The 26,587-nt window shown below is 69.9% G+C and carries 27 protein-coding genes; 8 read left to right on the forward strand and 19 right to left on the reverse strand.

The genetic code is table 11. The features are described from left to right. Positions 1–13: 13 nt before the first annotated feature. The 6 genes from LQ940_RS12770 to LQ940_RS12795 form a co-directional block, all read right to left on the reverse strand. A complete protein-coding gene (locus LQ940_RS12770; RefSeq protein WP_231242546.1) occupies positions 14–436 on the reverse strand; it encodes a hypothetical protein in 423 nt (140 codons plus the stop codon). Positions 437–463: 27 nt separating this feature from the next. Then, positions 464–2,488: a radical SAM protein gene (locus LQ940_RS12775; RefSeq protein ID WP_231242545.1), complete on the reverse strand. Its 2,025-nt coding sequence runs from the start codon at positions 2,486–2,488 to the stop codon at positions 464–466. 650 nt (positions 2,489–3,138) lie between these two features. Then, a complete protein-coding gene (locus LQ940_RS12780) occupies positions 3,139–3,594 on the reverse strand; it encodes a Rieske (2Fe-2S) protein (protein WP_231242544.1) in 456 nt (151 codons plus the stop codon). Between the two features lie 95 nt (positions 3,595–3,689). Next, on the reverse strand, positions 3,690–5,138 hold the full coding sequence (locus LQ940_RS12785) for a sensor histidine kinase (RefSeq protein ID WP_231242543.1): 1,449 nt from the start codon (positions 5,136–5,138) through the stop codon (positions 3,690–3,692). After that, positions 5,135–5,866 carry a response regulator transcription factor gene (locus tag LQ940_RS12790; protein WP_231242542.1) on the reverse strand — a complete coding sequence of 244 codons (732 nt, stop codon included), beginning with the start codon at positions 5,864–5,866 and terminating at the stop codon, positions 5,135–5,137. The genes LQ940_RS12785 and LQ940_RS12790 overlap by 4 nt, the downstream gene beginning before the upstream one ends. A 57-nt stretch (positions 5,867–5,923) precedes the next feature. Then, positions 5,924–7,153: a monooxygenase gene (locus LQ940_RS12795; RefSeq protein WP_231365027.1), complete on the reverse strand. Its 1,230-nt coding sequence runs from the start codon at positions 7,151–7,153 to the stop codon at positions 5,924–5,926. 199 nt (positions 7,154–7,352) lie between these two features. On the opposite strand from LQ940_RS12795, the gene LQ940_RS12800 reads away from it, so the two are divergent. Both LQ940_RS12800 and LQ940_RS12805 read left to right on the forward strand, forming a co-directional pair. Then, a complete protein-coding gene (locus LQ940_RS12800) occupies positions 7,353–7,775 on the forward strand; it encodes a hypothetical protein (protein ID WP_231365028.1) in 423 nt (140 codons plus the stop codon). Between the two features lie 81 nt (positions 7,776–7,856). Next, positions 7,857–8,246 carry a hypothetical protein gene (locus LQ940_RS12805; RefSeq protein WP_231242539.1) on the forward strand — a complete coding sequence of 130 codons (390 nt, stop codon included), beginning with the start codon at positions 7,857–7,859 and terminating at the stop codon, positions 8,244–8,246. 25 nt (positions 8,247–8,271) lie between these two features. Here LQ940_RS12805 and LQ940_RS12810 read toward each other — a convergent pair whose 3' ends face one another. The 8 genes from LQ940_RS12810 to LQ940_RS12845 all read right to left on the reverse strand — a co-directional run bounded on the left by LQ940_RS12810 (position 8,272) and on the right by LQ940_RS12845 (position 14,789). After that, entirely contained in the window at positions 8,272–9,204 is a 933-nt protein-coding gene (locus LQ940_RS12810; RefSeq protein WP_231242538.1) for a pirin family protein, read from the reverse strand. A gap of 25 nt (positions 9,205–9,229) precedes the next feature. Beyond that, positions 9,230–10,588 (reverse strand): glutaminase, encoded by a 1,359-nt coding sequence (locus tag LQ940_RS12815; protein WP_231242537.1) that lies wholly within the window; start codon positions 10,586–10,588, stop codon positions 9,230–9,232. Positions 10,589–10,600: 12 nt separating this feature from the next. Continuing rightward, complete coding sequence (locus tag LQ940_RS12820) at positions 10,601–10,993, reverse strand: GNAT family N-acetyltransferase (RefSeq protein WP_231242536.1); 393 nt, start codon at positions 10,991–10,993, stop codon at positions 10,601–10,603. An 88-nt stretch (positions 10,994–11,081) separates the two neighbouring features. Then, entirely contained in the window at positions 11,082–11,342 is a 261-nt protein-coding gene (locus LQ940_RS12825) for a GNAT family N-acetyltransferase (protein WP_231242535.1), read from the reverse strand. 16 nt (positions 11,343–11,358) lie between these two features. After that, the gene (locus LQ940_RS12830; protein WP_231242534.1) at positions 11,359–12,198 is read right to left on the reverse strand and encodes an alpha/beta fold hydrolase; all 840 of its coding nucleotides are present in this window, start codon (positions 12,196–12,198) and stop codon (positions 11,359–11,361) included. A gap of 43 nt (positions 12,199–12,241) precedes the next feature. Continuing rightward, complete coding sequence (locus LQ940_RS12835; RefSeq protein ID WP_231242533.1) at positions 12,242–13,141, reverse strand: protein kinase domain-containing protein; 900 nt, start codon at positions 13,139–13,141, stop codon at positions 12,242–12,244. Further along, positions 13,138–13,857 (reverse strand): ABC transporter permease, encoded by a 720-nt coding sequence (locus LQ940_RS12840; protein ID WP_231242532.1) that lies wholly within the window; start codon positions 13,855–13,857, stop codon positions 13,138–13,140. The genes LQ940_RS12835 and LQ940_RS12840 overlap by 4 nt, the downstream gene beginning before the upstream one ends. Before the next feature lie 53 nt (positions 13,858–13,910). Further along, on the reverse strand, positions 13,911–14,789 hold the full coding sequence (locus LQ940_RS12845; protein ID WP_231242531.1) for an ABC transporter ATP-binding protein: 879 nt from the start codon (positions 14,787–14,789) through the stop codon (positions 13,911–13,913). A gap of 254 nt (positions 14,790–15,043) precedes the next feature. On the opposite strand from LQ940_RS12845, the gene LQ940_RS12850 reads away from it, so the two are divergent. After that, positions 15,044–17,800 carry an AAA family ATPase gene (locus LQ940_RS12850; RefSeq protein WP_269214618.1) on the forward strand — a complete coding sequence of 919 codons (2,757 nt, stop codon included), beginning with the start codon at positions 15,044–15,046 and terminating at the stop codon, positions 17,798–17,800. 113 nt (positions 17,801–17,913) lie between these two features. On the opposite strand, the gene LQ940_RS12855 is transcribed toward LQ940_RS12850, so the two are convergent. The 3 genes from LQ940_RS12855 to LQ940_RS12865 form a co-directional block, all read right to left on the reverse strand. Beyond that, on the reverse strand, positions 17,914–18,648 hold the full coding sequence (locus LQ940_RS12855) for an alpha/beta fold hydrolase (protein WP_231242529.1): 735 nt from the start codon (positions 18,646–18,648) through the stop codon (positions 17,914–17,916). Positions 18,649–18,659: 11 nt separating this feature from the next. Continuing rightward, complete coding sequence (locus tag LQ940_RS12860; protein WP_231242528.1) at positions 18,660–18,956, reverse strand: hypothetical protein; 297 nt, start codon at positions 18,954–18,956, stop codon at positions 18,660–18,662. 125 nt (positions 18,957–19,081) lie between these two features. Next, positions 19,082–19,777, reverse strand: a complete 696-nt coding sequence (locus LQ940_RS12865) for a GntR family transcriptional regulator (protein ID WP_231242527.1) — start codon at positions 19,775–19,777, stop codon at positions 19,082–19,084. 237 nt (positions 19,778–20,014) lie between these two features. Here LQ940_RS12865 and LQ940_RS12870 point away from each other — a divergent pair, with 237 nt between their 5' ends. The 5 genes from LQ940_RS12870 (at position 20,015) to LQ940_RS12890 (ending at position 24,811) form a co-directional block, all read left to right on the forward strand. Beyond that, positions 20,015–20,950 (forward strand): VOC family protein, encoded by a 936-nt coding sequence (locus LQ940_RS12870; RefSeq protein WP_231242526.1) that lies wholly within the window; start codon positions 20,015–20,017, stop codon positions 20,948–20,950. Positions 20,951–21,201: 251 nt separating this feature from the next. Beyond that, positions 21,202–22,296: a FecCD family ABC transporter permease gene (locus LQ940_RS12875; protein WP_231242525.1), complete on the forward strand. Its 1,095-nt coding sequence runs from the start codon at positions 21,202–21,204 to the stop codon at positions 22,294–22,296. 141 nt (positions 22,297–22,437) lie between these two features. Further along, positions 22,438–23,304 carry an ABC transporter substrate-binding protein gene (locus LQ940_RS12880; RefSeq protein WP_231242524.1) on the forward strand — a complete coding sequence of 289 codons (867 nt, stop codon included), beginning with the start codon at positions 22,438–22,440 and terminating at the stop codon, positions 23,302–23,304. Then, positions 23,301–24,101, forward strand: a complete 801-nt coding sequence (locus tag LQ940_RS21755; RefSeq protein ID WP_269214607.1) for an ABC transporter ATP-binding protein — start codon at positions 23,301–23,303, stop codon at positions 24,099–24,101. The genes LQ940_RS12880 and LQ940_RS21755 overlap by 4 nt, the downstream gene beginning before the upstream one ends. Next, a complete protein-coding gene (locus tag LQ940_RS12890) occupies positions 24,098–24,811 on the forward strand; it encodes a class I SAM-dependent methyltransferase (protein WP_231242523.1) in 714 nt (237 codons plus the stop codon). Before LQ940_RS21755 ends, LQ940_RS12890 begins: the two co-directional genes overlap by 4 nt. A gap of 69 nt (positions 24,812–24,880) precedes the next feature. Here LQ940_RS12890 and LQ940_RS12895 read toward each other — a convergent pair whose 3' ends face one another. Both LQ940_RS12895 and LQ940_RS12900 read right to left on the reverse strand, forming a co-directional pair. Then, positions 24,881–25,633, reverse strand: a complete 753-nt coding sequence (locus LQ940_RS12895) for a GAF and ANTAR domain-containing protein (protein WP_231242522.1) — start codon at positions 25,631–25,633, stop codon at positions 24,881–24,883. Continuing rightward, the gene (locus tag LQ940_RS12900; protein ID WP_231242521.1) at positions 25,630–26,400 is read right to left on the reverse strand and encodes an ANTAR domain-containing protein; all 771 of its coding nucleotides are present in this window, start codon (positions 26,398–26,400) and stop codon (positions 25,630–25,632) included. Before LQ940_RS12900 ends, LQ940_RS12895 begins: the two co-directional genes overlap by 4 nt. Positions 26,401–26,587: the final 187 nt, after the last annotated feature.

Here is a 26,587-nt window from a genome sequence, read left to right on the forward strand (position 1 = left end):
GGTTTGTGTTCCGTCAGTCGGTACGTCCCATCTCGAAGGGCCTCACCCGCCCCTCCGCGGCGTAGCGCTCTTCCTCGCGGGCCAGGTTCTCGACGTTCTCGATGAGCTTTCCGAAGGTCTCGCGGCCGTCGTCCCACTCCCCCATCGGGACCACCGTGCGGTCAGCAGGAGCCATCCGGGCGTTGGCGGGATTGGCCTTGATGTAGTCACCGAGTTGCTCGTGCGAGTCCACGGCGAGCAGCACCGCCGTGCCGCCGTGTCCCGAGAGGTGGTGGGCGATGATCACTTGGCCCTTGCGATAGGCGGCCTCGACGTACTCGATGGCATCCATGTAACGGCGCAGCGCTCGGGCCTGCTGGGCGTAGTCGGCTCGGGCGTCGATGCCGCCCCACTTCTCGATGACCAGGTAGTGCAGCTTGCCGGGTGTCTTGGCCAATTCTCGGTTGTACAGCACAGTCTTCCCCTACTCGAAGTTGTCTGAGATGAGCAGTTCGCATCGGACGTCGAGCGAACGTTGAAGGTGGCGGAACGGAGTACCGCGGATGTCCCGGAGCCAACCCCCGTAGTTGAACGAGGCGCTGGGGACGACTACCAGATCGGGTTTGCCCTCGCGGTCGATGTAGTCCTCGATCGACGAGACGATGTCGTCGACGGTGAACAAGTCACCGAGGACGATGTTGCCGCCGTAGTAACGGTTCTCGGGCACGAGGCTCTCAATCCGCGTCGGCTGCGCACGACACAGGAAGCTCCACGCTCGAAGCATCGCCTCGAAGTGTGGGCGGACGACCTGGGACGTCACGACCACGACGTGATCGGCGTCAGCGTGGTTGATCATGCGGAAGAGGTGGCGCATAGCGGAGACCGTGATGCCGCTGGCCTCGAGGAACACGCCGAAACGGTCGTTCACCGGCGGGCCGTACAGGTAGTCCTCCGAAGCCGCCTCGTGCCCCAGCTCAATGGTCACCGGCCGCCCGCCCTCCCGACGAACGTCGAGCACGCAGACCGCACGCTCGTCGTCGCGGGCGGTGCCGAGCAGGGAGAGGCAGTGCGGTCGAGACATCACCGGCACGCCGTTGACCTGCTCGATGAGATCACCGACCGCGAGCCCGCCCTCGGCCGCTGGTGACATGGGGGAGACTCCCGCCACATAGGCGCCGTTGAGGTCGTCTGGGTGGAGCAGCGACTGCGTGAACATTCCGGGCTGGATGATCAGCGGGTGTTGGAGCCGAGGCCGCAATGGCGTGAGCTCTCGGACGGCGCTTGCCCAGTAGTCATCGGGATCGAACACCGGTGGGTTCGGGAACAGCCGGGTGTAGCCGCCGAGGATCACGTCGATGATGCGGACGTTGAGCTGGTCGACGAGCTCGATGGTCTTGACCAGCTCGCCGATCGGCACCTCTGGCCAGGCGACCAACGTGGCCGTGAACCGAAGCCCACGCTCGTGCAGCCGCCGTATTCCGTTGATCCCCAGCTCGGCGCGTCCTCCCATGACGCGCTGGCGCGCAGCGGGCGTCGAGGCGTTCACACTGACGGTCAGCTCGACCGGGTCGAGAGCCACCAACCGCTCGACCGTCGAGTCGTCGAGCGTGTAGCCGTTGGTCGTCAGCGAGATCAGGTCGTTGGGCGAGACGGCTCGCAAGGACTCGAGCACGTCGAGTGACCCCGGGTGCACGAGGATCTCTTCCAGGTCGTACGTCGGGGGAAGGAGTGTCTTGCCCTGGCCGTAGTACTGCAGGCGGACGTCTGCCTCGTGCCGCGACTTCTCGACGCTGAACGAGTTGAGCCGGATGGACGCGTCCTTCGGATTGCCGTGGACGTAGCAGAAGATGCAGCGGGCGTTGCAGTTTCGCGACAGGCTCGCGATCACCTCGTACGGATCGCCCTGGCTCGGACGCACCCACTGATCGAGGTCGCGCAAGCCAAAGGCGGCGACCTTCCCGTCCTCTGTCTCCGCTCGCGCCACGCGGTTCAGTGCCTGGAAGGCCCGCTGGATGAACTGAACCCTCGGCTCGGTCCGCACCAGCACCAGCGGGTCATAGAACTCGTCGTTTCCTTCCTGCCCGCCGCGCAGGTCGGCCTCGACCTTGTTGCTCACGCTCGTCGTGATCGAGACGTCCGGCTTGGGGTCGCGAATCGGCTTGAGATGAGGCTCCTTGTCGCTCATCTCATTGTGGAACAAGAAGCTCGCGACATCGACGCGCTGGCCGTCGCTGTCGAAGAGCTCAACGACGTCGAGCATGTTGCCGAGGAAACTCCGAAAGAGCGCCTCCATTTCGTTCTCAGGGTGCAGCGGCTGAGCGTCTGGGACGACGGGGAACCGGAAGAGCTGTCCGTCGTCGCTCTCGACTGCGACTGATGCGTCGGCCGCGTCCAGCCCTTCGACCGGATGGGACGAACAGTGCCCGCCCGCGCCGTCGTCCTGAAGATCGAGGAACCAACGGTGATTGGACAGCTGAGCGGACGCACGTGGTGGATCGTCGGTAGCCACGAGACTGAACCCCCAAACCGCGCTCCGAGTGTGCTGCGGACGCCTGTCAGACCCAACTCCGCACATTCGCGGCGGCGGGCTTGCAATCTGGAGTCGTCTTAACCCAGACTGCGCTGCTGCCGGCTAAGGGGGCGGTAGCTGTTTGGGAGGCTAGGTGGGATCAGAACGGGCGTCAAGGTATCGAGAACGTCCCGATTGACCTTCCTACATACCCCTGCGTTCACCGGGCGGCCGGAACGACGAACCCGAGCCAGGTGTACGTGCGAGGCCGGTTACGGGTAGCCCGGCACCTTGAAGAGGTCCCGGTCGAGGGGCGCTAGCCGATGCTAGGAGCTGACTTCCACCATCGAGGATCGCGCGAGCACCCCGCGTCCCGCGGGGCGGAGCGTCGAGGCACCGACCTCGCCCCGACGTCGAACGGTCAGCAGTCGCTCCACCGAGGTCTCGTCGACCACTCCCCTGGCCAGCGACCGCAGCTCACCGCGCGCGACCAGGTGCTGCACCTGCCGCCTCGAAACACCGAGCCGCTCAGCGGCCTCGGATGCGGCGAGCAATGACATGACAGACAAGTTCGCTTAAGCGAAGTTGTCCAGACGTCGCCGACCTCGAAAGAGGCCTGCCACCGCAAGACCCGGGAAGGAAAGTCCGAGTCAGGCGGTGGTGACGTTCTCCCCGTCGACGGTGACCCTCGTCTCGGGCAGCGGTGCGTTCGCCGGTCCGGACTGTGGTGAGCCGTCGGAGAGGGAGAACCTGCTGTGGTGGCAGGCACAGTCGATGGTCTCGGTCACCTTCGTCACCTCGCAGCCCTGGTGGGTGCACGTGGAGCTGAACGCCTTAAACGTCCCCTCCTCGGGCTGGGTCACGACCAGACCGTCGTCGACCAGGATGATGCCGCCGCCGACCGGCACTTCGGCGGTGGTGGTGAGCACGGTGCCGGCCCCGGGCGCCTGGACGCCACTGTCGCCGCCGTCGTCGGAGCCGCACGCGGCCAGCAGCGGGAGGCCGACGCCGAGCGCTGCGGCGCCTCCCAGCACGGTGCGGCGGGGTACCCCGGGGGCGGGATCGGACGCGGGTGTCGCTCTGCCCGGCGCTGCTTCGACTGCCATCGCTGGCCTCCTACCTACGGGTTACATCGCTCATCTGACGGCTCCTTCGTAGCGAGCGAACCTGAGGCGAGTGTTAATGCGCGCCGCCGGGCGGGTCAGCGCACCGCGGTGTCCTCCCCGGTGGCGAGCCGGGCGATCGGGGCGGGCGGGGCGGCGGCCGGAAGGTCGACCCGAAGCAGCGCGCCACCGCGTGCGGAGCGGGCGACGGTGGCGCGGCCGCCGTGGGCGTCGACGACCCGCTGCACGATCGACAGACCCAGACCGGATCCCGGCAACGCCCGGGCGCTGTCGGCACGGTAGAACCGGTCGAAGACCCGCGGTACGTCGGCGGCGTCGATGCCCGGCCCGGCGTCGTCGATCTCGAGCACCGCCGACCTGCCCTCGGCATGGAGCCGGACCTGGACCGGCTGGTCCGCGGGGGACCATTTGCCGGCGTTGTCGACGAGGTTGAGCACCGCCCGCTGGAGCGCGGCGGGACGGCCGCTCACCCACACCGACGTCACGTCGAGCGCGATCTCGATGTCGGGCACGCGGGAGCGCGCCCGGGTCGCGGCGGCCACCACCACGTCGGCGAGGTCGAGCAGCTCGGCGCTCTCGTCGCCGATGTCACCACGCGCCAGCTCGGTCAGCTCGGCGGCAAGGGTGCTCAGCTCGGCCACCTGGGCACCCAGGTCGTTGAGCAGCCGGGTCCGGCTCTCCGCCGGAAGTGCGGTGTCCAAGGTGCCGCGCCGATCGAGCCGGATCAGCAACTCGACGTTGAGGCGCAGGCTGGTGAGCGGGGTCTTGAGCTCGTGGGCGGCGTCCTCGGCGAGCAGCCGCTGGGCCCCACGAGAGTCCCGGAGCGCGGCGAGCATGGCGTTGATCGACCGGATCAGCCGCCGGATCTCCCCGCCGCCCTCATCCGGGATGTCGGCGTCGAGGTCCCTGGTGTCCGCGACACGTACCGCGGCGGCGGTCAGCCGGTCGATCGGCGCCAGCCCGGTCCGCGCCACGGTCCGCCCGACAAGGGCGCCGCCGACCACGCAGAGCAGCCCGATCAGCAGCATGCCGAACCCGAACCGGTTGACCGGGCTGTCGTCGGCGGCGTGGGCCAGCTGGACCGCGCCGTCGCCCGTCCCCAGCGTGTAGATGAAGTAGCCCTCTTCGCTGTCGTTCGACTCCATCAGGTCGGCCGACGCGCCCCTCGCCACGCGCCCGGCGCCCTCGCTGAGCGGGGGCAGCGCCGGTTGGCCGGCCGGGGTCCTGGTCGAGCCGTCGGGCAGGATGACCCGCACCAGCCGACCGTCTCCGGGATACGGCGGTAGCTCCACCTGCGTCAGACCGGCACGCTCCGCCTTCGTCGCCAGGACGCGGGAGTCGGCGCGCAGCTGGTCCTCGGCAGTGTCCCGTAGCTCCCGGTCCAGCAGCTCGCTGGCCAGCTGGAAGGCCACGAACACGCTGACCGCGATGGCCGTCGCCGCGATCACCGTCAGCCTGGTGCGCAGGGACCACCCGCGCCACCATCGGGTCAGCCGGCGCGGCTCCCGGCCGGTGGACCTGCTCACGGAGGAGTCTCGCGCAACGTGTATCCCAGCCCGCGCCGCGTGTAGATCAGTCGCGGCTCACCCTCGGCCTCCATCTTGCGGCGCAGGTAGCTCACGTACACCTGGAGGTTGTTGGCGGTGGCGCTCATGTCGAAGCCCCAGATCGCCTCGAACAGCATGTCGCGGGTCAAGACCCGGGTCGCGTTGCCCATGAGGACCTGCAGGAGGGAGAACTCGGTCCGGGTGAGGCGCAGCTGTCGCTCGCCCCGCCACGCCTCGAACCTGTCGGGATCGAGCCGGACGTCGGCGAACGACAGGATCTGCGCCTCCTCGTCCGCCGGCGTGCGCCGGCGCAGCAGGGCTCGCACTCGGGCCAGCAGCTCCTCGGTGGCGAACGGCTTGGGCAGGTAGTCGTCGGCGCCCGCGTCGAGCCCCGCGACCCGGTCGGAGACCTGGTCACGGGCGGTCAGCATCAGCACCGGCAGATCCCGATCCGCGGCCCGCAACCGCCGGCAGGTCTCCAACCCGCCCAGGCGGGGCATCATCACGTCGAGGATCAGCAGATCCAGCGTGTCACCGCCGGCCCCACCGACGCCCTCGAGCACGGCGAGGCCGTTGGCGACGGTGCTGGTGTCGTAACCCTCCACCTGGAGCACCCGCTCCAGCGACTCCCGGATGGCCGCGTCATCATCGGCGATCATGATCCGCACGCCGGCCCGCCCCCCTCCAGTCGCTGCTGTGCCGCTCATTGTCCTCGATCATGAGGCCAGGATCGGCGCGCACGGGCGCATTTCAGCCGACGCCTCTCAGGGCTCGCGGGGAGAGACCGTCATGATGCCGATGCACATCTCGTCGCCGGTGCCGTCGCCCCACACCACATACCGCGGCGGCAGCTTGCTCAGCTGCCCCACCTGCTTGCGCAGCCCCACGTCGTGCGTGCACGTCACCCGCAGAATGTCCCCCGGATCGACCTCCACCGGCTCCGGCAGCTTCGCCATCCGCTGGTTGTCGAAGTCGAACTGCGGCACGTCCAGCAGGACCTTGGCGTCCGGCGTGCCCGGGTTGAGCTCGACCTTCAGGGACCGCCCGAGCATGTGCATGTGACCGAACCCGGCGAACACCGTCACCGGCTCCTCCACCTCGTGGTCGCAGGTCTGGGTGTCGCCGGGCAACGGCTCGCCGCCCTCGTTGCACTCCTCCACCTGCTCGTCCGCGAACTCGCCGACCTCCGGCCCGAACCGCTTCGTCACGTCCGCGATCGAGGCCGTCCGGTCGCAGAGCGGGCCCGACTCGTCGGCGGCACAGGGCAGGTCGGTCGGCGCGTCGAGCGACCAGGTCTCGAGCTCCCGGGTCTGCGGCGTGCCGTCCGTCAGCCGCAGCCGCACCCCCGAGCGGTCCGACCCGCCCGGCTCGCCGTCGGTCGCGAGCAGGTTGTAGTGCATCTGGAAGACGATCAGGCTGCCCGGCTCCAGCTTGTAGCCGGCGTCCTGGTCGAGCAGCGTCTCCGCGGCGCCCGGCGCCCATGTGTCCACCCACGCCGCGCCAGGGTCGGAGCCCTCGTCGTCGTCCTCCACATCGGCGCCCTCCACTCCGGTCCCGCCGAAGCACCGCCAGCCGAGGCCGGGAGTCTTCGCGTCCTGCTCGCGCACCGCGGCGGCGTCGCCCGGCGGCACCGCGTAGACGATGCCGTGGTGCGCGATGGCGAGGTTCTCCGGCATGACCTGGGTCCCGGTGAGGAACGCCACCTCGGTCAGGTCCGGATCGAGCACCTGGCACCGGTACTCGTCGATAGCGCCCTCCGGCGGCGCGGGCGTGTAGGCCTCGGCCATCTTCAGCTCGACGAACCGCTCGCCGGCGCGCAGCGGCTGCGGTGGAGCCGGCGCCTCGCCCCCGTGCGCGCTGTGCGAGCCGGGCGGCGCGGCGGGCTGGACGGGCTGGGCACTGTTGTCGCCGTCCGAGCTGCAGGCGGCGACAGCGAACACCGTCGCCAGCGCCATCGCGGCCGCCCCGAGCTTCCGCCGTAAGTCGGACCTCACTGCGTTGATTGCCATTACTAGCCTCCTGCATACGAGTTGCATCGCTTGTCTGAGGCCTCCTTCGTACCGAGCGAAACTTAGACACCTGTTAGAGCGATACTCAGGCCGGTTGACCGAATCAGGTGCCCAGCGCACGTACAGTCGGGACGACGGGACTGACGCGTCACAGGCGCACGGGAGGACACGAGGTCACGTGCACATGATTCAGAGCCCGCAGGCGATTCAGGTGCTCCGCGACGGCATCACGCTCGACGCGACGGTGGCCTGGCGCCAAGAACGGGAGTCCTGGGCGTGGGTGGTCGAGATCGGCTGCACCGACTTCGATCTGGTCGAAGCGCAGGCGCACGACGCGTTCGAGGCGCTCTGCCTCGCACGGGAGCAGCTCGAGCCACGCGGGTGGCGCATCGGGGTCGCCGGCGCCCAGGCGGATGTCTGGCCCAGTGGCATGGCCCGCGAGCAAGGCGGCGGGCTGCGCGCCTATCGGATGAGCGGAGATCGGGTCGGCGACCTCGTCGACGTCTTCGAGCCCGTGGACCCGGCCACGGTGACCACGGTCGCCGAGCAGCGCGCCGAGACCGAGCGCCGGTACGACGAGATCCGGCGCAGCGCCCAGAACAGGTGACACGACGCGGGAGACCCGACCGCGATCGCCCCACTTCGCCCCGGCGGGCGGACGCGATGATCAGACTCGAGAGGAACCGTGATGGCAGCCGACGTCGCAGCCGATCTCATCCGCGCTCTCATCGACACGATGGGGGCCCCCGGCGTCGATGGGGACGGCTGGGAGTCGCTGGCGATCATCTTGGAGTTCCCGGGCGGGGAGTTCAACGAGGCGCACGGTTACCTCTACCGGCCTGACGGCGTGGTGGCGGCCATGGCGTCAGACCCTTCGGCCGTCGGGCCCGCGGTGACGGCGTACACCGACAGCCACTACCGGTTGGGCGAGGTACTGCCGCGCAAGATCCTGGTGCAGTTCGACCGGACCACCGGCAGGTACGACATCGCCTTCGAGGAGGCCGACGAGGCGCGGTGGAAGGTGACCCCGCGGAACTTCAGAGAGCTCCGGGAGGAGCTGCGTCCGAAGTTCAACTGACGCGACCGAGCGGCGAGGGCACCCGTCAGTGACGTGGCTGCAGCGCTGCGTTCGGGAGGACCGGCGCAGGCAGGGGGTCACCGTCGTATCCGCGGACGACGCCGAATCGGCCCGCCGGGTCGCCCGCTGCGATGACCTCGGCCTGCCACTCCTGGCGGAAGCCGACGATCTCGTCGTGGCTGCGGCCGACGAAGTTCCACCACATGACGATCTCCTCGCCCAGTGGCTCCCCGCCGATCAGCAGCCCGCGTACGGCGGCGTCACCCGCGCGGATGACGAGCTCGTCGGATCCCTTGGGGACGTAGCACAGCTGGTCGGCAGCGACCACGACCCCGTTCAGCGCCGGCTCACCGGCGTCGATGAGCAGGCCGTGCTCGAAGGCAGGGTCCACCGGAAGTCGCACCTCGCCTCCGGCAGGTAGGTCGATCTGCGCCCCCACGAGCGGACTGAACGTCGTCAGGGGGGCCGACAGCCCCAGGAGCTCACCGAGGAAGACCCGGACGGTGGCGTCACCGTGCGTGAGCGGATGCGGCACGTAGTGCTCGAACAGCGGCTCGGTCCCGCGGCTCGCATCAGGCAACGCGACCCACAGCTGCACACCGTGCAAGCCGCGGGCATCCTCGGTCGAGACCTCTGAGTGCTGGATGCCCCGCCCTGCGGTCATCAGGTTCACCTGGCCGGGAACGATGTAGGCCAGGCTGCCCAGGGAGTCGCGGTGCTCGACCTTGCCTGCGTACAGCCAGCTGACGGTCTGCAGCCCGGTGTGCGGATGCGGACGGGTGTCCATGGTCCGCGCCGAGGCTGCCGGAGTGGGACCGAAGGAGTCCGCGAAGCACCATGCGCCGATGAGGCTGCGCGCGCGCTGCGGCAGGGTGCGCCGGACCATCAGCGCTCGCTGTCCTCCCAGCGGGACCTCACGCGGCTGCAGCAGCTCAGGACCAACAGCAGGCTCGGTCACGCTCACCTCTTCCTCAGGGTGCTGTTCACGGTTGCTCACGCGGAACCTCCCGACCCTCGTCACCCGGCGAGCCAGGAGCCGGCTCGTGGCCGGTGGAGCGAGCGGTGACGCTGCGGACCGCTTGCTCGAGGTCCTCGACGACGGTGACTCGTCCCCCGTCGCCGGGCTCGGGGTCCGGTACGAGCGCCTCCGGGTCGATGAGAAACACCTCGTGGTGATCCACCGTGAGTCGACGCGCGACCTCCAGCAGCATGCGTCGTGCCACGTCGTCGATCGAGTAGACCATGGTGAGATCCAGAGCCACCGCGACCTCGGGGGGTGCTGTGTCCAGGACCTCTCGCACGATCCGTTCGGCTCCGGCAAAGCGAATCCCACCCTGCAGCTGGAAGACCCGGACGGCATGTGGTCCGCCGCCCACCACGTGGTTGGAACGTACGACCGCGCGCGCGGAGGGCGGCACCTCCATCACGTGCAGACCCATGTCGGAGGAGAACCGCTCGAACAGCGTCACCCCGCGAACGCTGTTGCCGTGGGCGTCCAGCCGTGCCGAGAGGGTGGCGATCCCGATCTGGCCGGGCAGGGCGCCGATCAGGCCGCCGGAGACCCCGCTCTTCGCCGGAATGCCGACCTGCGTCGCCCAGTCACCGGCCGAGTCGTACATCCCGCAGGTGGCCATGACGCTCAGCACCTGACGCACCACCCGCTCGCCGACCACCTGCTCGCCCGAGACGGGGTTCACCCCTCGGTTGGCCAAGGTCGCGGCCATCATCGCCAGATCCCGCACGGTGACGAGCACGGAGCACTGGCGGGTGTAGCCGTCGACGACGGCCTGCGGGTCCTCGGTGAGGACGTCGTAGCTGCGGAGCATGTGCGCGATGGCCAGATTTCGATGGGCATGCTCCATCTCGGAGGCGTACACCCTCTCGTCGATGCTCAGCTGCCGGCCAGCGAAGGCGGACAGGCCGTCGATCACCCGCTCCACACGTCCCGCCGGGTCCCACTCCCTCGAGCCCGCCAGCGAGTGCGCGGTGAGGGCACCGGCGTTGATCATGGGATTGAGGGGGCGCCCGCTCCCACTCTCGAGGGAGATCTCGTTGAACGCCTCGCCCGAGGGTTCCACGCCGATCTTGGCGAGCACGGGGTCGAAGCCGCGATCTGCCAGGGCCAGCGCGTAGGCGAACGGTTTGGAGATCGACTGGATCGTGAACTCGGCATCCACGTCGCCGGCGCCGTAGATCTTGCCGTCGAGGGTGGCGAAGACGACGCCGAGACGACCCGGATCGGCCGCCGCGAGCTCGGGGATGTACCCCGCCAGCTGCCCGGAGACGTCGGGCGCGACCTCTGCCAGCGCCTCGGTCAGGTAGTCAGGAATGACTGATCGCATCGATCCGCTCCTTCATGCTCCGCCTCGTGCGGCCCGGGTGGCGAGGGCGATGTCCGCCGGGGTCGGCCGGCGGAACACGCCGCCCCGGGCGATGAACTCACCACCGTGCACCTTCAGGTGCCGGGCGAACACTGGGCACACCGGCACGACGGTGAGGTTCCTGCGAATGCTGTCGTCGAGCGCCTCGCGGACCAGCAGTCCCGCGAGACCGCGCCCACCGAACTCCTCGACCACCTCGGTGTGGAAGAAGATCCGGTCGTTGCCCGCGTCCGGAGCGTCGACGAAGACGGCACGCCCCACGGTCGTCTCTCCGTCCAGGCTCAGGGTGTAGGCGCTGACATGGCTGCCGGTCTCGAGCTTGACCTGCACGGTCGCACCCGACTTGTCGGTGAGTGTCTTGGTCATGTGGTGGTCCTCTCGTGTGGCGTCGCGTTGCGTGGCACGTCAGTCCTTGGCCGTCGACTCAGGCACGCCGTAGACCAGCGGCACGTACTCACGATGCCGTCCGATCCAGCCCTTGATGAACGGACACAGCGGCATGACCTTGCGTCGGCCTGCTGCGCGGACGTCGTCCAGCGAATCGGGCGAGGGCCGAGCCGACGCCCTTGCCCTCGAACCGGCGCTCGACGTCGGTGTGGGTGAAGACGATCAGCTCGTCGGTGAGGAGGTACTCAGCGAAGCCGGCGGCTTCGCCGCCGATGCTCGCTCGGTAGCGCAGGCGGTCGGGGTCATGGACCACGTGGATGTCTGTCATTTCGGTCCTCCGGCGCTCAGTCGAGGAAGGACAGCAACGCGGAGTTGACGTCGTCCGCGTGCGTCCAGAGCAGCCCGTGCGGAGCGCCTTCGATCTCGACGTACTCGGCGTCCGGGAGGAGGTGGCGGAAGCGTCGGGCCGTGGCATCGATCGGCAGGATGCGGTCCGCGGTCCCATGCAGGATCAGGGCCGGCTTGCCGCTGGCCCGGACCGCCTCGACATCGCCGCGGAAGTCCTCGATCCATGAGGAGACGACGGCGTAGGCCGCCGCTGGAGCACTGGAGACCGCGACGTTCCAGCTGCCGGTGACGGCCTCCTGGCCGATCCGGCTGCCGAGGTTCTCCTCGAGGTTGTAGAAGTCGGCGAAGAACCGGGTGAACCATGCGTAGCGGTCCTGCCACGCGGCGGCCTCGATCCCCTCGAAGACCTCTCTCGGCAACCCCTCCGGGTTGTCCTCCGTGGCGAGGAGGAACGGCTCCAGCGAGGCGAGGAACGCGAGCTTCGCGATCCGCTGGTGGCCGTACCGCGAGACGTAGCGAGCAAGCTCCCCCGTGCCCATGGAGAAGCCGACCAGCACGACCTCGTCGAGGTCGAGGGTCTCCAGCAGGGTGGACAGATCGGCGGCGAACGTGTCGTAGTCGTAGCCGGAGCCGGGCTTGGAGGACTGACCGAAACCACGGCGGTCGTAGGTGATGACGCGGTATCCGGCGGCGAGCAGCGCGCGCGCCTGGCGCTCCCAGCTGTGACCGTCCAAGGGGTATCCGTGGATGAGGACCACAGGCTGTCCTGCACCCTGGTCCTCGTAGTAGAGCTCGATGGCGGTGCTGTTCTCGTTTCCGACGGTGATGTATCCCATGAGGTGGTTCCTTTCCGTTGCTGGGTGTCAGTGGTGGGGTCGGCTAGCAGCGGGTGAGCGCCCTCGACCGCGAGGCGCTTGCGGCACTCGCCAGGCCGAGGGGGGCGGTGTCCCGCATCGCGCACAGGAGCGCCTCCCTGAAGGAGCGAGCGTCCTGGAAGCGGTCCTCCCGCCTCTTGGCGAGCGCCTTCGCGAGTACGGCGTCGAGTGCCGGGAGCCCCGTCGGGACCTGCGCGGGCTCCTCGTGGACGTGCTGGTAGGCGACAGCCACGGGGTCGTCGCCCACGAAGGGTGGGCGCCCGGTCAGGAGCTCGTGGAGCACGCAGCCTGCGGAGTAGAGGTCGCTGCGGGCGTCGGCGGTCTGTCCCCGTGCCTGCTCCGGAGAGAGGTACGAGGGAGTTCCGAGGAACACCTGGGCCTGGGTGAGCGTCGCGGCCGGGCCCTGGGCACTCGAGATGCCGAAGTCCACGAGCTTGACCGCATCCTCGGGCGTGATCATCACGTTCGCCGGTTTGATGTCGCGATGGACGACGCCCGCACGGTGACTGACGTCGAGCGCCGCGAGGATCCCGACCTGGTAGTGGATGGCCTCGTCGCGGGTCAGTGGGCGCATCCTGAGCAGGTCGCGCAACGACCGCCCCGCGACGTACTCCATGACGATGAACGGCACCCGGACCGTGCCCGCCGAGCCGTCGTCGACCTCCTCGTGCCCGGTGTCGTAGACCGCGACGATCGCGGGATGACTGAGACCAGCCACGGTCATCGCTTCGCGCCGGAGGCGGGACCGGAACAGAGGATCTCGTGCCAGGTCCTTGCGCAGCATCTTGATGGCCACCGCGCGGCCCGAGCGGGTGTCGCGACCTCGATGGACCTCGGCCGTGGCGCCGAAGCCGATGACCTCACCCAGCTCGTACCGACCGGCGATCACTCGATCGGTGCTCATCGACGTGGCTCCCAGCGGAAGAGCCGGCTGGCCAGTGCCACGGCGACGAACACCCAGGCCAGCGTGGGCACCACGAGGGGCAGCGAGTCCGTGAGAGGGACGCCGCCGTCCCAGGCGTTGACGACCAGCTCGGTGGCTGACCCGCCGGGTAGGAGCCGCTTGAGGTAGGCAAGGTCCTCCGTGCCGCTGATCCCCACCCAGCTGGCCACGGCGATCACCGCCAGGCTGACCGGCAGGGTGGTCACCTGGGCGTGCTCGGGTGAGTTCGTGAGCCCTGCCGTCGCCAACGCGAGAGCCACCATCATGGCCGTCGTCGCCAGGATCGCCACCACCAACAGCGGGATCTCGGCCGGGGGTTCGGTGACCACGCCGAACACCGTCAGGATGGCCACCACCTGGACGAGAGCGATGAGGGTGATGGGGAGGACCAGCCCGGTGAGGATGCTCGGGTCGCTCGCGGCCGTGGACCGCAGCCGCTTGAGGAACAGGTCCTGCCGGCGCGCGGCCAGGGTGGTCACCGCTGTGGTGTAGAGCCCGAAGGCCATCACGGTGAACATCACGATCGCTGCGACGTAGCCCAGGCTGCCGAGGTCGGAGAACACCTCGTGCTGACGCACGAAGTAGCCGCCGACCGCGACGGGGATGACCAGGCCGGTAACGAGGACCAGTCGGTTACGGAACATCTGGACCAGCTCGCTGCGAGCGATCTCGACCATGGCGGTGCCTCGCTTCCCCGTGAAGCGTCGTGGCTCCGGAGGCCTCGTGGGCTTCATGCGGCGTCCAGGGCACGGAAGACGTCGTCGAGACGCGTGGGGCCGGCGGTGAGCTCCACCAGCTCCACACCCGCGTCGTGCGCCCAGCCCAGCAGCCGGTAGAGGTCCTCCTGCAGGTTGAACGTCTCGAGGTGGAATGCGCCGTTGAGTGCACCCACGATCGGCGGCTCGGGCGCCCCGGGTGGCAGGGCGAAGCTGATCACCGACGGCAAGCTCTGAGTCAGCTCCACGACCGTGCCCTCGCGCCTCAGCGTGCCCTCGTGCATGAGGCCGATCCGGTCGGCACGCTGCTGGGCCTCCTCCAGGTAGTGGGTGGTGAGCACGACCGTGGAACCTTCCTCGCGCAGTCGATCCACGGCGGACCAGAGCGCGTCGCGGGACTGGATGTCCAGTCCGGTCGTGGGCTCGTCCAGGATGACCAGCTCCGGGCCCCCGTAGACGGCCGTGGCGAAGTCCAGGCGGCGCTTCTCGCCGCCGGACAGCTGGGAGACCCGAGTGTTCGCCTTCCGGGTGAGACCGGCGACGCCGAGGACCCGGTCCACGTCGTCGCGCCTGCCACTGAGCGAGCCGATCAGACCGACCGACTCCCGCACCGTCAGGTCGGGCGAGAAGCCACTCTCCTGCAGCATGATGCCCATCCGCGGCCGCACCGCGCGCCGGTCCTGCGGGTTCTCACCGAAGATCCGCACCGTCCCGGAGGCGGCCCCCCGATGCCCCTCGACCACCTCCAGGGTGGAGGTCTTGCCGGCTCCGTTCGTGCCCAGCAGGGCGTAGAGCTCGCCGCGCTGGACCTGCAAGGAGAGGTCACGGACCGCGGCGAAGTCGCCGTAGGTGACGTTCAGGTGTTCGACGTCGATGACGGGAGAGACGGGCATGGAGGTTCCTTTCAGGTGCCGCGAGGCGGTGGCCTCGCAGGTCCGGCCCGTGCTCCGGGCCCACGGTCCGGCTGATCCGGACCGTGTCGATTCGTGTCGTGGCACCAGACTCGCCCTCAGCGGAGTGCCGTCGCGTCGGTGAAAACCTCGGTGCCTTTGCGCGCACCACGCCCGCAGGCGAGCCGGTTCTGGCAGGCTGAGCGCTCGCATCGGTGAGAATCACCTAGCCTGGCCGACTCGAGGAGGATCGGGAGCTGACGGACCTCGTAGGCCGTCGCGCGGAGTGCGCGAGGGTGGAAGAGCTGCTCACGCAGGCGCAGACAGGGCGCAGCGGAGCTCTGGTGGTGCGCGGCGAAGCAGGCATAGGCAAGACCGCACTGGTGGAGCAGGCATGCAACACCGCGACGTCATCGGGGTTCCTGGTGAAGTCCTCGGTGGGCGTGGAGGCTGAGACACAGTTCGCGTTCGCCGGGCTGTACCAGTTGTGCGGTCCGCTGCTGGACCGCGTCGGTGCGCTCCCGGACCCACAGCGGGATGCGCTGGGGGTGGCGTTCGGACTGCGAGCCGGCCCCGCGCCGGACCGCTTCCTGGTCGGTCTGGCGACCCTCAACCTGCTGGCCGAGGTCGCCGAGGAGGCACCGCTGCTGTGCCTCGTCGACGATGCGCAGTGGCTGGACGAGGCGTCCGCGCAGGTCCTGGCGTTCGTTGCGCGGCGGGTGTCGGTCGAGCGGGTGGCCCTGCTGTTCGTGCTGCGCGACTCCAGCGCAGGCGACGACCACCCGCTGGCCGGGTTGCCCGAGCTGCGCCTGGAAGGGCTCGGGGCGGCCGAGGCACAGGCGCTGCTGGCCGCCTCCCTGCCGAGGCGGCTCGACGACGCCGTGCGGGACCGGATCGTCGCCGAGGCGCGCGGCAATCCGCTGGCCCTGCTGGAGCTGTCGCACAGCACGCAGTCCGCGCAGCTGGCCGGGGGGTTCGAGCTGCCCGACTCGCTGAGCGTCCCCCGCCGCATCGAGGACGGCTACCGACGGCGTTCGGCCACCCTTCCGGCCGAGACCCAGCTGCTGCTGTTGGTGGCCGCAGCAGACCCCACCGGCGATGCCGCGCTGCTGTGGCGCGCGACCTCGCACCTGGGCATCACTCCGGAGGCGGCCGCTCCTGCCGAAGCCAGCGGCCTGCTGGAGATGGACACTCAGGTGCGGTTCCGTCATCCGCTGGTCCGCTCGGCCGTCTACCAGGCGGCCACCCCGCCGGACCAGCGTCGGGCCCACGCCGCGCTGGCCTTCGCCACCGACCCGACGGTCGACCCGGACCGGCGTGCCTGGCACCGCGCGCGAGCGGTGCAGGGCACCGACGAGGAGGCCGCCGCGGAGCTCGAGAGCGCGGCCGGGCGGGCCCGTGCTCGCGGCGGGGTGGCCGCTGCGGCCGCGTTCCTGCAGCACGCGGCTGAGCTGACCCCCGAGCCGAGCACCCGTGCGACGCGGATGCTCGACGCCGCGCAGGCCAAACACGACGCCGGCGCGTCGGAGGCCGCCTTGGAGCTGCTAGCCGGCGCCGCGACCGGGCCGTTGGACGCTCTGCAACGCGCGCGTCTCGGGCTGCTGCGCGCCCAGATCGCGTTCCACCTGACCCGAGGCAGCGACGTCTCGGGCATGCTGCTGGACGCCGCCAGGGCACTCGCCCCTCTGGACGCCTCACTGTCCCGCGAGACCTACCTCCACGCGCTCGATGCGGCCATCATCACCGGCGGCCTCGAGCACCGGCGGGGCATGGTGGAGGCGACCGAGGCCGCCCGTTCCGCTCCCCCGCCGCCAGGCCCGCCGGGGGCGGCCGATCTGCTGCTCGACGGGCTGGTGACCACCTACACGGACGGCTACGCGGCCGGCGTGCCGCAGCTGCGCCTGGCGCTCGAGGCCTTCTGCGCCGACGATCCGGCCGCCGAGGCTGCCGGGGGCGGCGACACCCGCCGCTGGCACTGGCTGGCCAGCCGTACGGCGCTGACGCTGTTCGACGACGACCTGCTTCACACACTGGCGCACCGCAACGTACGGCTCGCCCGGGAGGCAGGCGCGCTGAACACGCTCCCGGCCTCGCTGCTGTTCCTGGCAGCCGTGTCAGTGCTCTTCGGCCAGCCCGCGCGGGCCACCGACCTGATCGCCGAGGAGACCGCGATCACCCAGGCGACCGGCGGTGTCTCACTGCGCTTCGGTCAGCTCCTGCTGGCCGCCTGGCGCGGACAGCAGACCGAGACCGTCCAGATCCACGCCGCGGCCGTCGAGGAGGCTGCCGTCCGCGGGAACGACGCTGAGGTCTCCTTGGCGCAGGTCGCGATGGCGGTGCTCCACAACGGCCTGGGCAACTACGCAGCCGCGTTCGACGCCGCGCTGCGGGCCTGCGAGTCACTGGAGCCACCCCACATCAACCTGGCACTCCCCGAGCTCATCGAGGCGGCCACCCGTGCTGGCGAACCGGTCCACGCGGCCGTCGCGTTGGATCAGCTCGACTCCCGGGCCGCCGCCAGCGGCACCCCGTGGGCGCTCGGAATGGCGGCGCACTCGCGGGCGCTCACCAGCACCGGGCCGGGCGCCGAGCAACACCACCGCCAGGCGATCGAGCTGCTGCAAGGCTCGCGGATGGGCGCCTACCTGGCCCGAGCGCATCTGGTCTTCGGTGAGTGGCTGCGCCGCGAGGGCCGTCGCCAGGACGCCCGTGAACAGCTCCGCACCGCCCACGAGCTGCTGTCCGACATGGGCGCGAGGGCGTTCGCCGAGCGCGCCGCTCGCGAGCTGCGCGCCACCGGCGAGCACCCCCGCAAACGAACCGCCCAGCCGACCGACTCCCTCACCGCCCAGGAGGTGCACATCGCGCGGCTCGTGGCGACCGGGGCCACCTCCCGCGAGGTGGCTGGGCAGCTGTTCCTCAGCCCACGCACGATCGAGGCCCATCTGCGCAGCATCTTCCGCAAGCTGGGCATCACCTCCCGCCGGCAGCTCAGAGAGCTGCCGCTCTCCTGAACCCGTGTCGGCCGGGCGGAGGGAGGAGCGCGCACGGTCGTCGGGCCGACTCCCACCTCGCCGGGTGAGGGCGCAGGCGAACTCTCACCTCTCGGCGAGCTCGCCCCGGAACATCACGCTCCCGCGGAGGGGCGGTCACCTAGGACGGCGCCCACCGAGGCAGCCAGCTCGGCCGGGTGGGTCATGGGCACCATGTGGGCTCCGACAGCCAGCTCGATCACCGTCCGGTTCGGGGCGCTGCCGCCCAGCGACCGCAGCCAGTCGCTGCGAGCGATGCGGTCGTGCGCCCCGCGGACGAGAACCATCGCGCAGTGGACCTCGGACAGCGTCGCGCCGAGGTCGTCACGGCGCGACTGGTCCATGGTGCGAAGCATCGATCCGAGCGTGGTGCGCCGGTACTGGCGCAGCAACGACGGGAGCTGACGCGGATCCTCGTGGCCGGCGGTTCGAAGCCACAAGGTCGCCAGTGCCCACCACGACGCCGCACGCGGATCAGTCGTCGGCCCGACCAGCACCAGCCCGTCGACCAGGTCCGGCCGTAGGCGTGCCGCATGCGCCACCACCTGGCAGCTCGACGAGTGACCCAGCAGGGTCGTCGGCCCGTTCAGCGCGCCACTCAGCTGGACCGCGACGTCCACAGGCGCACACGGGGCGCGGCGGGAGAGCGGGACGCCGTACCCCGGCAGCACCAGCACGTTGCCGTCTCCGGCTCCCCAGTAAGACAGGGTCGGGCGCCAGGCCTCGACGCCCAGTCCGAGTCCGGGCACCGCGACGAGCCGCGAGTTCTCCAGCGGCAGGCCGATCGGCCGTGGGTTGCCCGCGTAGTCGTGGGCGCGACGTCGTCGCACGTATGCCGCCGTCAGGGCCGGGGGTCGTGGCGCGTCCAGGGCCGGTCGTCGCGGCGGTGCCCGGTGCCGGCGAGGCACCTGCGGCACACCGACGTCACCCGGTCGGCATCGCGCCCGGTGGCCGGCTGCACGTCCAGCCAGTCGATGTGGGAGAAGCGGCCCAGTCCGGCCCTCTTCACCGGGAGGCCACAGATCGTCTGGTTGGTACCGGGCAGCCAGGCGTGCACCTCCCCCGCCGGCGTCCGAAACCCGTCCGGGTCGATCCAGGAGCTGGTCGCGGCAACCGCCGCCCGCGTGGATGTGGCCATGCGCGCCGGTACCCGGGTTGTTGCCTGTCGGACGGCGCCGACCCGGTCGGATCTCCGGAGGACCGGCCTCGGAGCCGCCACCCGCCGGACACCCGAGAGATCCACGACGCGACGTGGGATTCGAGTCAGGCCGAGGCCACCGCTTGGCCGTCCCGGGCCTCGGCGTAGCGGACCAGTGCGACCGTCGTGCGCTCGATGTGCTGCGCGAGCGCGTCGGCTGCACGGTCCGCGTCGCGCGCGAGGGTCAGCTCGGCGATCTCCTGGTGCTCGGCCGCGACGTCCCTGAGGTCGTCGCGCGCGAGCTCGCGCGACCAGTGGATGTAGAGGGTGGAGCAGTCGCGCAGACCGTTAGCGATATCCGTCAGGCGAGCGCTCCTGCCCCCGGCGAGCAGCACGTGGTGAAAGTCCCGGTGGGCCTGCACCCACAGCGCCGCCGCGTGTCCGTCGTCGTTGGTCATCGGAGTGCGTTGGAGCCGGTGGTGGGCGGCCAGGACGCTCGACTCCCACGCCAGGTCACCGTCGGCGATCGACTCGCGCAGCGCCATCACCTCGACAAGCCGGCGCGCCCGGGTGAGGTCCTCGAGGTCGGCCACCGACAGCTCCATGACCGCAAACCCCCGCTGCGGCATCGCCACGATGAGGCCCTGCTCGGCCAGCCGGGTGAGCGCCTCACGCAGCACGCTGGGACTGACCCGGTAGCGACCGGCGATCTCGGTGATGCGCAGCTTCGCCCCCGGGGCCAGGTCCCCCTGCAGCAGCTCCTGCCGCAGACGGTCGTAGACCTCCTGCGTCAGCGTCGACTTCTCGGTGCTCCGGGCCATGCCGCGAGTCTAGGCTCGCACTCGAATCGAAGACGATAATAGAGAAAATCTTTTTTCCTCTTGCTAGTGGGACCGTGCCCACGCCAGACTGTGACTGGCGCCACGCCATGAACTGGATCCAAGGACGAGGCGAGCGGCGCCCGCGGCGCGCTCCCGGAGTCCCGCACACGGCATCCGTCGCCGCACCCTGACCGAGGTTCGCACATGACGAAACGACAAAACCACAAGGAGCCTGCCATGGCCCTGCACCGCCTCACCTCGATCACCGTCGGGGTCCCCAACGTCGCGGAGACCGCGGCGTACTACGCCGACTTCGGCCTCGAGCCGCTCGGTGGCAACGTGTTCGCCACCGCCGACGGGGGCGAGCAGTTCCGCCTCGTCCACGCCGACCGGCGCCGCCTGGTCGAGATCGGCATCGGCGCCGAGGACCCCGACGACCTGGCCCGCATCGAACGACAGCTGCGCGGCCTCGACCTCGGCGTCGAGCGCACCGGTGCCGGCTCCGGCGCGCGGCTGGTCGCCGAGGAGCCGATCGCCGGCTTCCGTGCGGTGATCTCGGTGGCACCCCGCATCGACCAGCAGCGGATCGAGCCCACGCGCTACAACGGCCCAGGTCGCGTCGATCGCGCCAACACCCGCGCGCGGGGCATCCTGCGCGAGGGCGCGGTCACTCCGCGCAAGCTAGGACACGTCGTCATCGGATCCACCGACCAGGCCGCGACCCAACGCTTCTTCACCGAGGGCATCGGGTTCAAGGTGAGTGACGTCGTCCCCTCGATCGCCTCGTTCATGCGCTGCTCGACCGACCACCACAACGTGCTGGTCCAGCAGGCACCGGTCAACTTCCTGCACCACACCTCCTGGCAGGTCGAGGATGTCGATGAGGTCGGCCGGGGAGCGATGTCGATGCTGGAGGGGAACCCCGAACGCCACGTGTGGGGTCTGGGCCGCCACCACGTGGGGTCGAACTTCTTCTGGTACCTCAAGGACCCTGCCGGCAACTTCTCCGAGTACTACTCCGACATCGACTGCATCGTCGACGACGCGCTGTGGGAGCCCGGCACCTGGGAGGGCGCCAAGGGTCTCTTCAGTTGGGGTCCGCCGCCGCCGCCCTCGTTCGTCATGCCCGAGGACGTCGCGGCGATGATGACCGGAGCCCACAGCGCCGGATGAGGCACCGGGCACGGCCACCCGGCGGTGGCCTTGCGCACCGAGCGGCTGTCGCCCCCACCGAGGTGAACCGGCCCGAGCGCGTGTACCGCAGTTGGTATCGGCTGCAGGCCGCCGGTCGGCTGGCCGGTTCGTTTGGGGGTGCTCGCAGGTGGCGCGCAGCTCGCGAGCGACGACCCCCCCGGCGGTGGATACTGCGCACGGTTGGTTAGCATCATTCGCTCTTGCAAATTATTTGCATTAAGGAGCGTGGGTTGCCCGCCCATACCGCACTGGAGGCGCCCTCCGCCGTCAGAGCCGACCCGCTCGGGCGCAGGAGGCGTCGCCGGCGCAACGCCGCGATCGTCGCGGCGCTGGTGATGGGGATGCTCGGCTCGGCGGTACTCGGCATCGGGATCGGGCCGATCATGATCTCGCCGCCCGACGTGCTGGAGGTGCTGTGGGCGCGCCTTCAGTCATCGCTCCCCGAGGGCGTGAGCGACACCTCCGAGGCGATCGTGTGGGACGTGCGCCTGCCGCGCGTGATCATGGCGGTCGGGGTGGGCGCCGGGCTGGCCGTGTGCGGCGCCGCCCTGCAGGCGATGGTCCGCAACCTCCTCGCGGACCCATACCTGCTGGGCATCAACTCCGGCGCCTCCAGCGGCGCGGCCGCCACGATCCTCTTCGGGGTGACACTGGGCGTCGGCGAGCACAGCCTGTCGGCCAGCGCCTTTCTCGGAGCCCTGGCCGCCTCGCTGCTGGTCTTCGTGGTCGCCCGCGCGGCCGGTCGCATCACGTCGGTGCGCCTGCTGCTCGCCGGCGTCGCCGTGGGCTACGCGCTGTCCGCGCTGACGAGCTTCCTGATCTTCGCCTCGGGCTCCGCCGAGGGCGCGCGCTCGGTCATGTTCTGGCTACTCGGCTCGTTGGCGCTCGCGCAATGGGGCGCGCCCCTGATCGCCCTGACCCTGGTGGTCGTGGGTACGACGACCGTGCTCGCCCTGTGGGGGCGCCGGCTCGACGCACTCGCGATCGGAGACGAGACCGCGCTCGTGCTCGGTGTCTCACCGACCCGCTTCCGCACCCAGCTGCTCGTCATCGTCTCGCTGTGCATCGGGTTCGTGGTCGCGGCGGCGGGCTCCATCGGATTCGTCGGGTTGGTCGTCCCACACCTGGCCCGCCGACTGGTCGGTGCGGCCCATGCGTGGTCGATTCCCACGGCCGCGATGCTCGGCGCGATCTTCTTGATCTGGGCCGACCTGTTCTCCCGCATGCTCCTGCAGCCGCGCGAGCTGCCCATCGGCATCGTCACCGCGATGGTCGGCGCGCCGTTCCTGTTCTACCTCATCCGCCGCCTGCACTCCGCGGCCTGACACCGCCTCCGACGAAGGGTTCCCGTGTCCGTTCCACGCCTCACCGCTCTCGCGACCGCCGCCGTCCTGATCGCAACCCTTGCCGCCTGCAGCACCGAATCCCGTGACGACGCCGGCTCAGGTGGCGCCGCCCCTGTCACCGTGCAGAACTGCGGAGTCGAGGTGGTGCTCGACAAGACCCCCCAGAGGGCGGTGCTGCTCAAGCCTGCGGCCGCCACGTACCTCCACGAGCTCGGCATCCTCTCCGACGTGGTTGTCGCCCGCGCCGGGGCGTACCCCCGGGGCTACTACGACGACGCGACCTGGGCCGAGCTCGAGACGATACCGATGCTGTCGGACGACCTCGACGCCTCCGGCCACCTGGAGATCTCCAAGGAGGTGGTCCTCGCCCAGCGGCCCGACCTCGTCCTCGGCGAGGCCGACAACCTCACCCGGGACGCGCTCACCGCCGTCGACATCCCCCTGGTCGAGGAGCCCGGCCTGTGCCCCGAGCCACCGAGTGACCCGTCCTTCGCCGACATCGAGGAGCAGCTGCGCACCTACGGCCGCATCTTCGACAAGGACCACGAGGCCGAGAAGGCCGTCGGGCGCCTACAGAGGCACCTCGACGAGGTCCTCGCGCAGGTCGACCCGGACGAGGAGCGCACCGCTGCCGTGCTCTACCCCACCGTCGGTGGCGGCACGCCCTTCGCCTACGGCGCCTCCTCGATGGTCCAGGCCCAGCTGGAGGCCGCCGGGTTCCGCAACGTCTTCGACGACACCAGCGACCGGGTCTTCGAAGTGACCCTCGAGGAGCTCATCGGGCGCAACCCCGACGTACTGATCCTCCTCCACTCCGACGGCGACCCCGCCGACGTGGAGGCCGCCATCACCGAGATGAACGGCGCGCAGGCCCTGGCCGCGGTCGAGAACGACGCCATCCTGACGCAGCTCTTCAACTTCTCCGAGCCGCCCTCGCCGCTGGCCATCGATGGGCTGGAGAACATCGTGCGGCACTTCCAGCGATGATCTCGGCGAGCGGGATCAGGTTCTCCTACGGCCAGCACGAGATCCTCGATGCCGTCGACCTTGACGCGCCTCACGGCCAAGTGCTCGGTCTGGTCGGTCCCAACGGGTCTGGAAAGACCACGCTTCTCCGCACGCTCCACGCCTCGCTGAAGCCGCGCGCGGGCGCCGTCCTCATCGACGGCGAGCAACTGAGCAGCCTCTCGGCCCGCGAGGTCGCACGGCGGGTGGCCGTCGTCGTGCAGGAGAGCACCGGCGATCTCCCCCTCCTGGTCTCCGACATGGTGCTGCTCGGCCGTACGCCACACAGGTCGGGCTTCGGCCGCCACGGCACGGACGACGAGCGCATCGCCGCGGACGCACTGGACCGGGTGGGCGCGCTTCACCTGGCCGACAAGCCGTTCGACGGACTCTCGGGCGGCGAACGCCAACGGGTGCTCATCGCCCGAGCCCTGGCCCAGGAGTCGACCCACCTGCTGCTCGACGAGCCGACCAACCACCTCGACGTGCGCTACCAACACGAGGTGCTCGACCTGGCCCGCAGGCTGGCGGTCGAGGGCGGACACACGGTCGTCGTCATCCTTCACGACCTCAACCTCGCCGCGACGTACTGCGACCGGGTCCTGCTCCTGCACCGCGGCGCAGTGGTCGCCGCAGGTTCCCCCGACCACGTCCTCACCACCGAGCACCTGGAGCCGGTCTACGAGGTGGCGGTGCGCCGCCTCGACCTCGACGACGGCTTCCACCTCGCCTTCCGCCCCCTGTCCCCCACCCGCTCACCCGAAAGGATGCACCGATGACCCGGAGCACCGACGTCCAGACAGCGCTGAACGAGTACTGGACCCAGCGATCCGTGCCGTACGACGAGTACCAGCAGCGGCCGGACCGCAAGGACCTCGACCTCGCCGCCTGGAAGCAGGTCTTCGCCGATGCCCTCGGCACCGCGCCGCTCGACGTCCTCGACGTCGGAACCGGATCGGGCTACGTCGCCTGCACCGTCGCCGAGCTGGGCCACAGGGTCACCGGCATCGACCTGGCTGACGGCATGCTGGGGCGCGCCCGGCGGCACGCCGACGCCATGACCACCCCACCGACCTTCCTGCGCGGCGACGCGGTCGCACCCGACTTCCCCGCCAACTCCTTCGACGCCGTCGTCAACCGCTACGTCACCTGGACGCTGCGCGAGCCCGACACCGCATTGGCCAACTGGCTCCGGCTGCTGCGCCCGGGCGGCACCCTCGCGGTCGTCGACTCCACCTGGTTCGCCCGAGGCCTCCACGAGGGCGCCAGCGACCAGTTCAAGTCCTTCTACGACGAGGACGTGCGCCAGGCGCTCCCGCTCGCGGAGTCGACCACCATCGAGCCGTTCGTTGACCGGATCCGCGCCGCCGGCTTCGTCGACGTCGAGGCAGTCGCGCTCACCCGACTGCACGAACTCGATCTCGAGTACGGCGTCGCGCCGAACCACGAGGTGCTGACGCAGTACCTCATCCGCGGCACCCGTCCTTGACCCCACCCGATGCCAAGGGCTCACAGCCTGCCGTTGCCCTGACCGGTGCGAAGGCGTGAGGCAGGCGGCTCAGGGCAGAACGGCAGCGGATCGTGCGTGCTGGATGACTGTCTGGTGCTGAAGCTCCCGGTCGACGACCTGACTTGCAATCACACTGAGCTTGGTTCCGTGGTCACGGGCGTAGCGACGCAAGCCCGCGAACGCGTCGTCCATGCTCAATCCGCTGGCTTGGGCCAGGACACCCTTGGCCTGCTCCACGATAATCCGGCTGGTCAGCGCTCGCTGGAGTTGTGAGTTGACCGTGGCGCGGTCGATAGCAGAGCGCTCATTGACGATGGCGACGGTCGCCACATGCAGGAGCGCCTGGGCGAAAGCGAGATCCTCGTCATTGAGGACACCGGGCGTCTCTCCGAACAGCCCCAGCGCCCCGAGAACATGACCGGTCAGCCTCATCGGCAGCGCATGGACCGACCTGAAACCGGAGTCCCGCGCCGCGCGAGAGAACTGCGGCCATCGTTGCTCCTCGTCCGCCAGGTCACGGACCAGCACCGCCTCGCCACCCTGGAAACAGTCCAAGCACGGACCCTCGTCGCGCTGAAGCTGGAAGACCTCCAGATGATGGACCCGCTCTGAGGACGAAGCGGCGAGGTGCAGGACACCGCGCCCATCGGCAAGAAGCAGACCTGCGGACGCCACGTCGAGCAGCCCAGCGCAATGGCCCGTGAGCTGTGCGAGCACGTCCACCACGTCGTAGTCGTCAACAAGCTCGTTGGACATCTCCACGAACGCACGGATGATGCGGTGTTCCCGTGTCTCCGTCATGGTGAGCCTTCCCTCGCGCCGGCCCGGCCGTCGGTCTCCAGCATGAGCCTGCGCTCGACGATGGCCCTGGCAACCTGGCTCGCTGTCTGCCCCGTGGTGATGGCATGGGCCCGAAGGCGCACCAGTGCCTCGGTTGCGTCGACATCCAGTGCCGCGATCAGCATCCCAGTCGCCTGGTGGACCTCCACCCGGTCCAACTCCGCCGCGTGCTCGGGTCCAGATGCCACACTCTCGAACAGGTCCTCGCCATGGGCACCGACCCCTACCGCGTCGGCGATCAGGTCGAGCAGCGGAGCAGTAGCCAGCTCCGCGGCCAGCAAGGCCACTGCCAAGTCGTCGCCTTCCAAAGGCCCTGGTGCTGAACGAAAGAGATCCAGGGCGCCGACGCACACCGACGTGACCATGACGGGGAGGGCGAAAACTCCTCGGACCCCATCGTCGAGGAGCGCACCCCTCAGGAGCGGCCACCGTCGTTCACGCGGTGAGTCGAGGTTCGGAACCAATACCGCCTCGCGCGTGGCCACTGCATCCAAACAGGGACCCTCACCAAAGGTGAACTGATATTCATCGAGACGGCGGCTGGCTTCGCTGCTCGACCCGAAGGTGCCCCTCGAGGCACCCCGATAGACGACCGAGAGCGCGGCCCCGTCGACGCCGGCCAGACCTACACACGTGGCACACAGCTCGTCCGTTGCCGCGAGACCGGGGGTGTTGTTGGACATCGCGGCGATCAGCTCAGCCCTGATGTCGCTCAGTGACGAGGCCACGCGACTACCTCCCCTGTTCTGCGCTGCCCCATCTAGGCAGTTCGATTTGCAGCCTAGCGCCACCCTCGGCCAGCGGCATGGCACAAACCCGTGGCGGCTTCCCCACCCGCTGCCGCCACTGGCCTGAGCAGGCCCGACCCTCTGCTCCGCTGGATTCGAGCTCGAGGCAGTGTGTCGTCGCGGGCGC

It is taken from the genome of Nocardioides sp. cx-173 (genome assembly GCF_021117365.1).
Lineage (GTDB): Bacteria > Actinomycetota > Actinomycetes > Propionibacteriales > Nocardioidaceae > Nocardioides.

Coding starts and splice junctions, on each gene's coding strand:
- LQ940_RS12780 (WP_231242544.1), bottom strand. CDS start 3,594: ATGGCAGTCGAAGCAGCGCCGGGCAGAGCGACACCCGCGTCCGATCCC.
- LQ940_RS12790 (WP_231242542.1), bottom strand. CDS start 5,866: ATGAGCGGCACAGCAGCGACTGGAGGGGGGCGGGCCGGCGTGCGGATC.
- LQ940_RS12800 (WP_231365028.1), top strand. CDS start 7,353: ATGATTCAGAGCCCGCAGGCGATTCAGGTGCTCCGCGACGGCATCACG.
- LQ940_RS12805 (WP_231242539.1), top strand. CDS start 7,857: ATGGCAGCCGACGTCGCAGCCGATCTCATCCGCGCTCTCATCGACACG.
- LQ940_RS12815 (WP_231242537.1), bottom strand. CDS start 10,588: ATGCGATCAGTCATTCCTGACTACCTGACCGAGGCGCTGGCAGAGGTC.
- LQ940_RS12820 (WP_231242536.1), bottom strand. CDS start 10,993: ATGACCAAGACACTCACCGACAAGTCGGGTGCGACCGTGCAGGTCAAG.
- LQ940_RS12825 (WP_231242535.1), bottom strand. CDS start 11,342: ATGACAGACATCCACGTGGTCCATGACCCCGACCGCCTGCGCTACCGA.
- LQ940_RS12830 (WP_231242534.1), bottom strand. CDS start 12,198: ATGGGATACATCACCGTCGGAAACGAGAACAGCACCGCCATCGAGCTC.
- LQ940_RS12835 (WP_231242533.1), bottom strand. CDS start 13,141: ATGAGCACCGATCGAGTGATCGCCGGTCGGTACGAGCTGGGTGAGGTC.
- LQ940_RS12840 (WP_231242532.1), bottom strand. CDS start 13,857: ATGGTCGAGATCGCTCGCAGCGAGCTGGTCCAGATGTTCCGTAACCGA.
- LQ940_RS12845 (WP_231242531.1), bottom strand. CDS start 14,789: ATGCCCGTCTCTCCCGTCATCGACGTCGAACACCTGAACGTCACCTAC.
- LQ940_RS12860 (WP_231242528.1), bottom strand. CDS start 18,956: ATGGCCACATCCACGCGGGCGGCGGTTGCCGCGACCAGCTCCTGGATC.
- LQ940_RS12865 (WP_231242527.1), bottom strand. CDS start 19,777: ATGGCCCGGAGCACCGAGAAGTCGACGCTGACGCAGGAGGTCTACGAC.
- LQ940_RS12870 (WP_231242526.1), top strand. CDS start 20,015: ATGGCCCTGCACCGCCTCACCTCGATCACCGTCGGGGTCCCCAACGTC.
- LQ940_RS21755 (WP_269214607.1), top strand. CDS start 23,301: ATGATCTCGGCGAGCGGGATCAGGTTCTCCTACGGCCAGCACGAGATC.
- LQ940_RS12890 (WP_231242523.1), top strand. CDS start 24,098: ATGACCCGGAGCACCGACGTCCAGACAGCGCTGAACGAGTACTGGACC.
- LQ940_RS12895 (WP_231242522.1), bottom strand. CDS start 25,633: ATGACGGAGACACGGGAACACCGCATCATCCGTGCGTTCGTGGAGATG.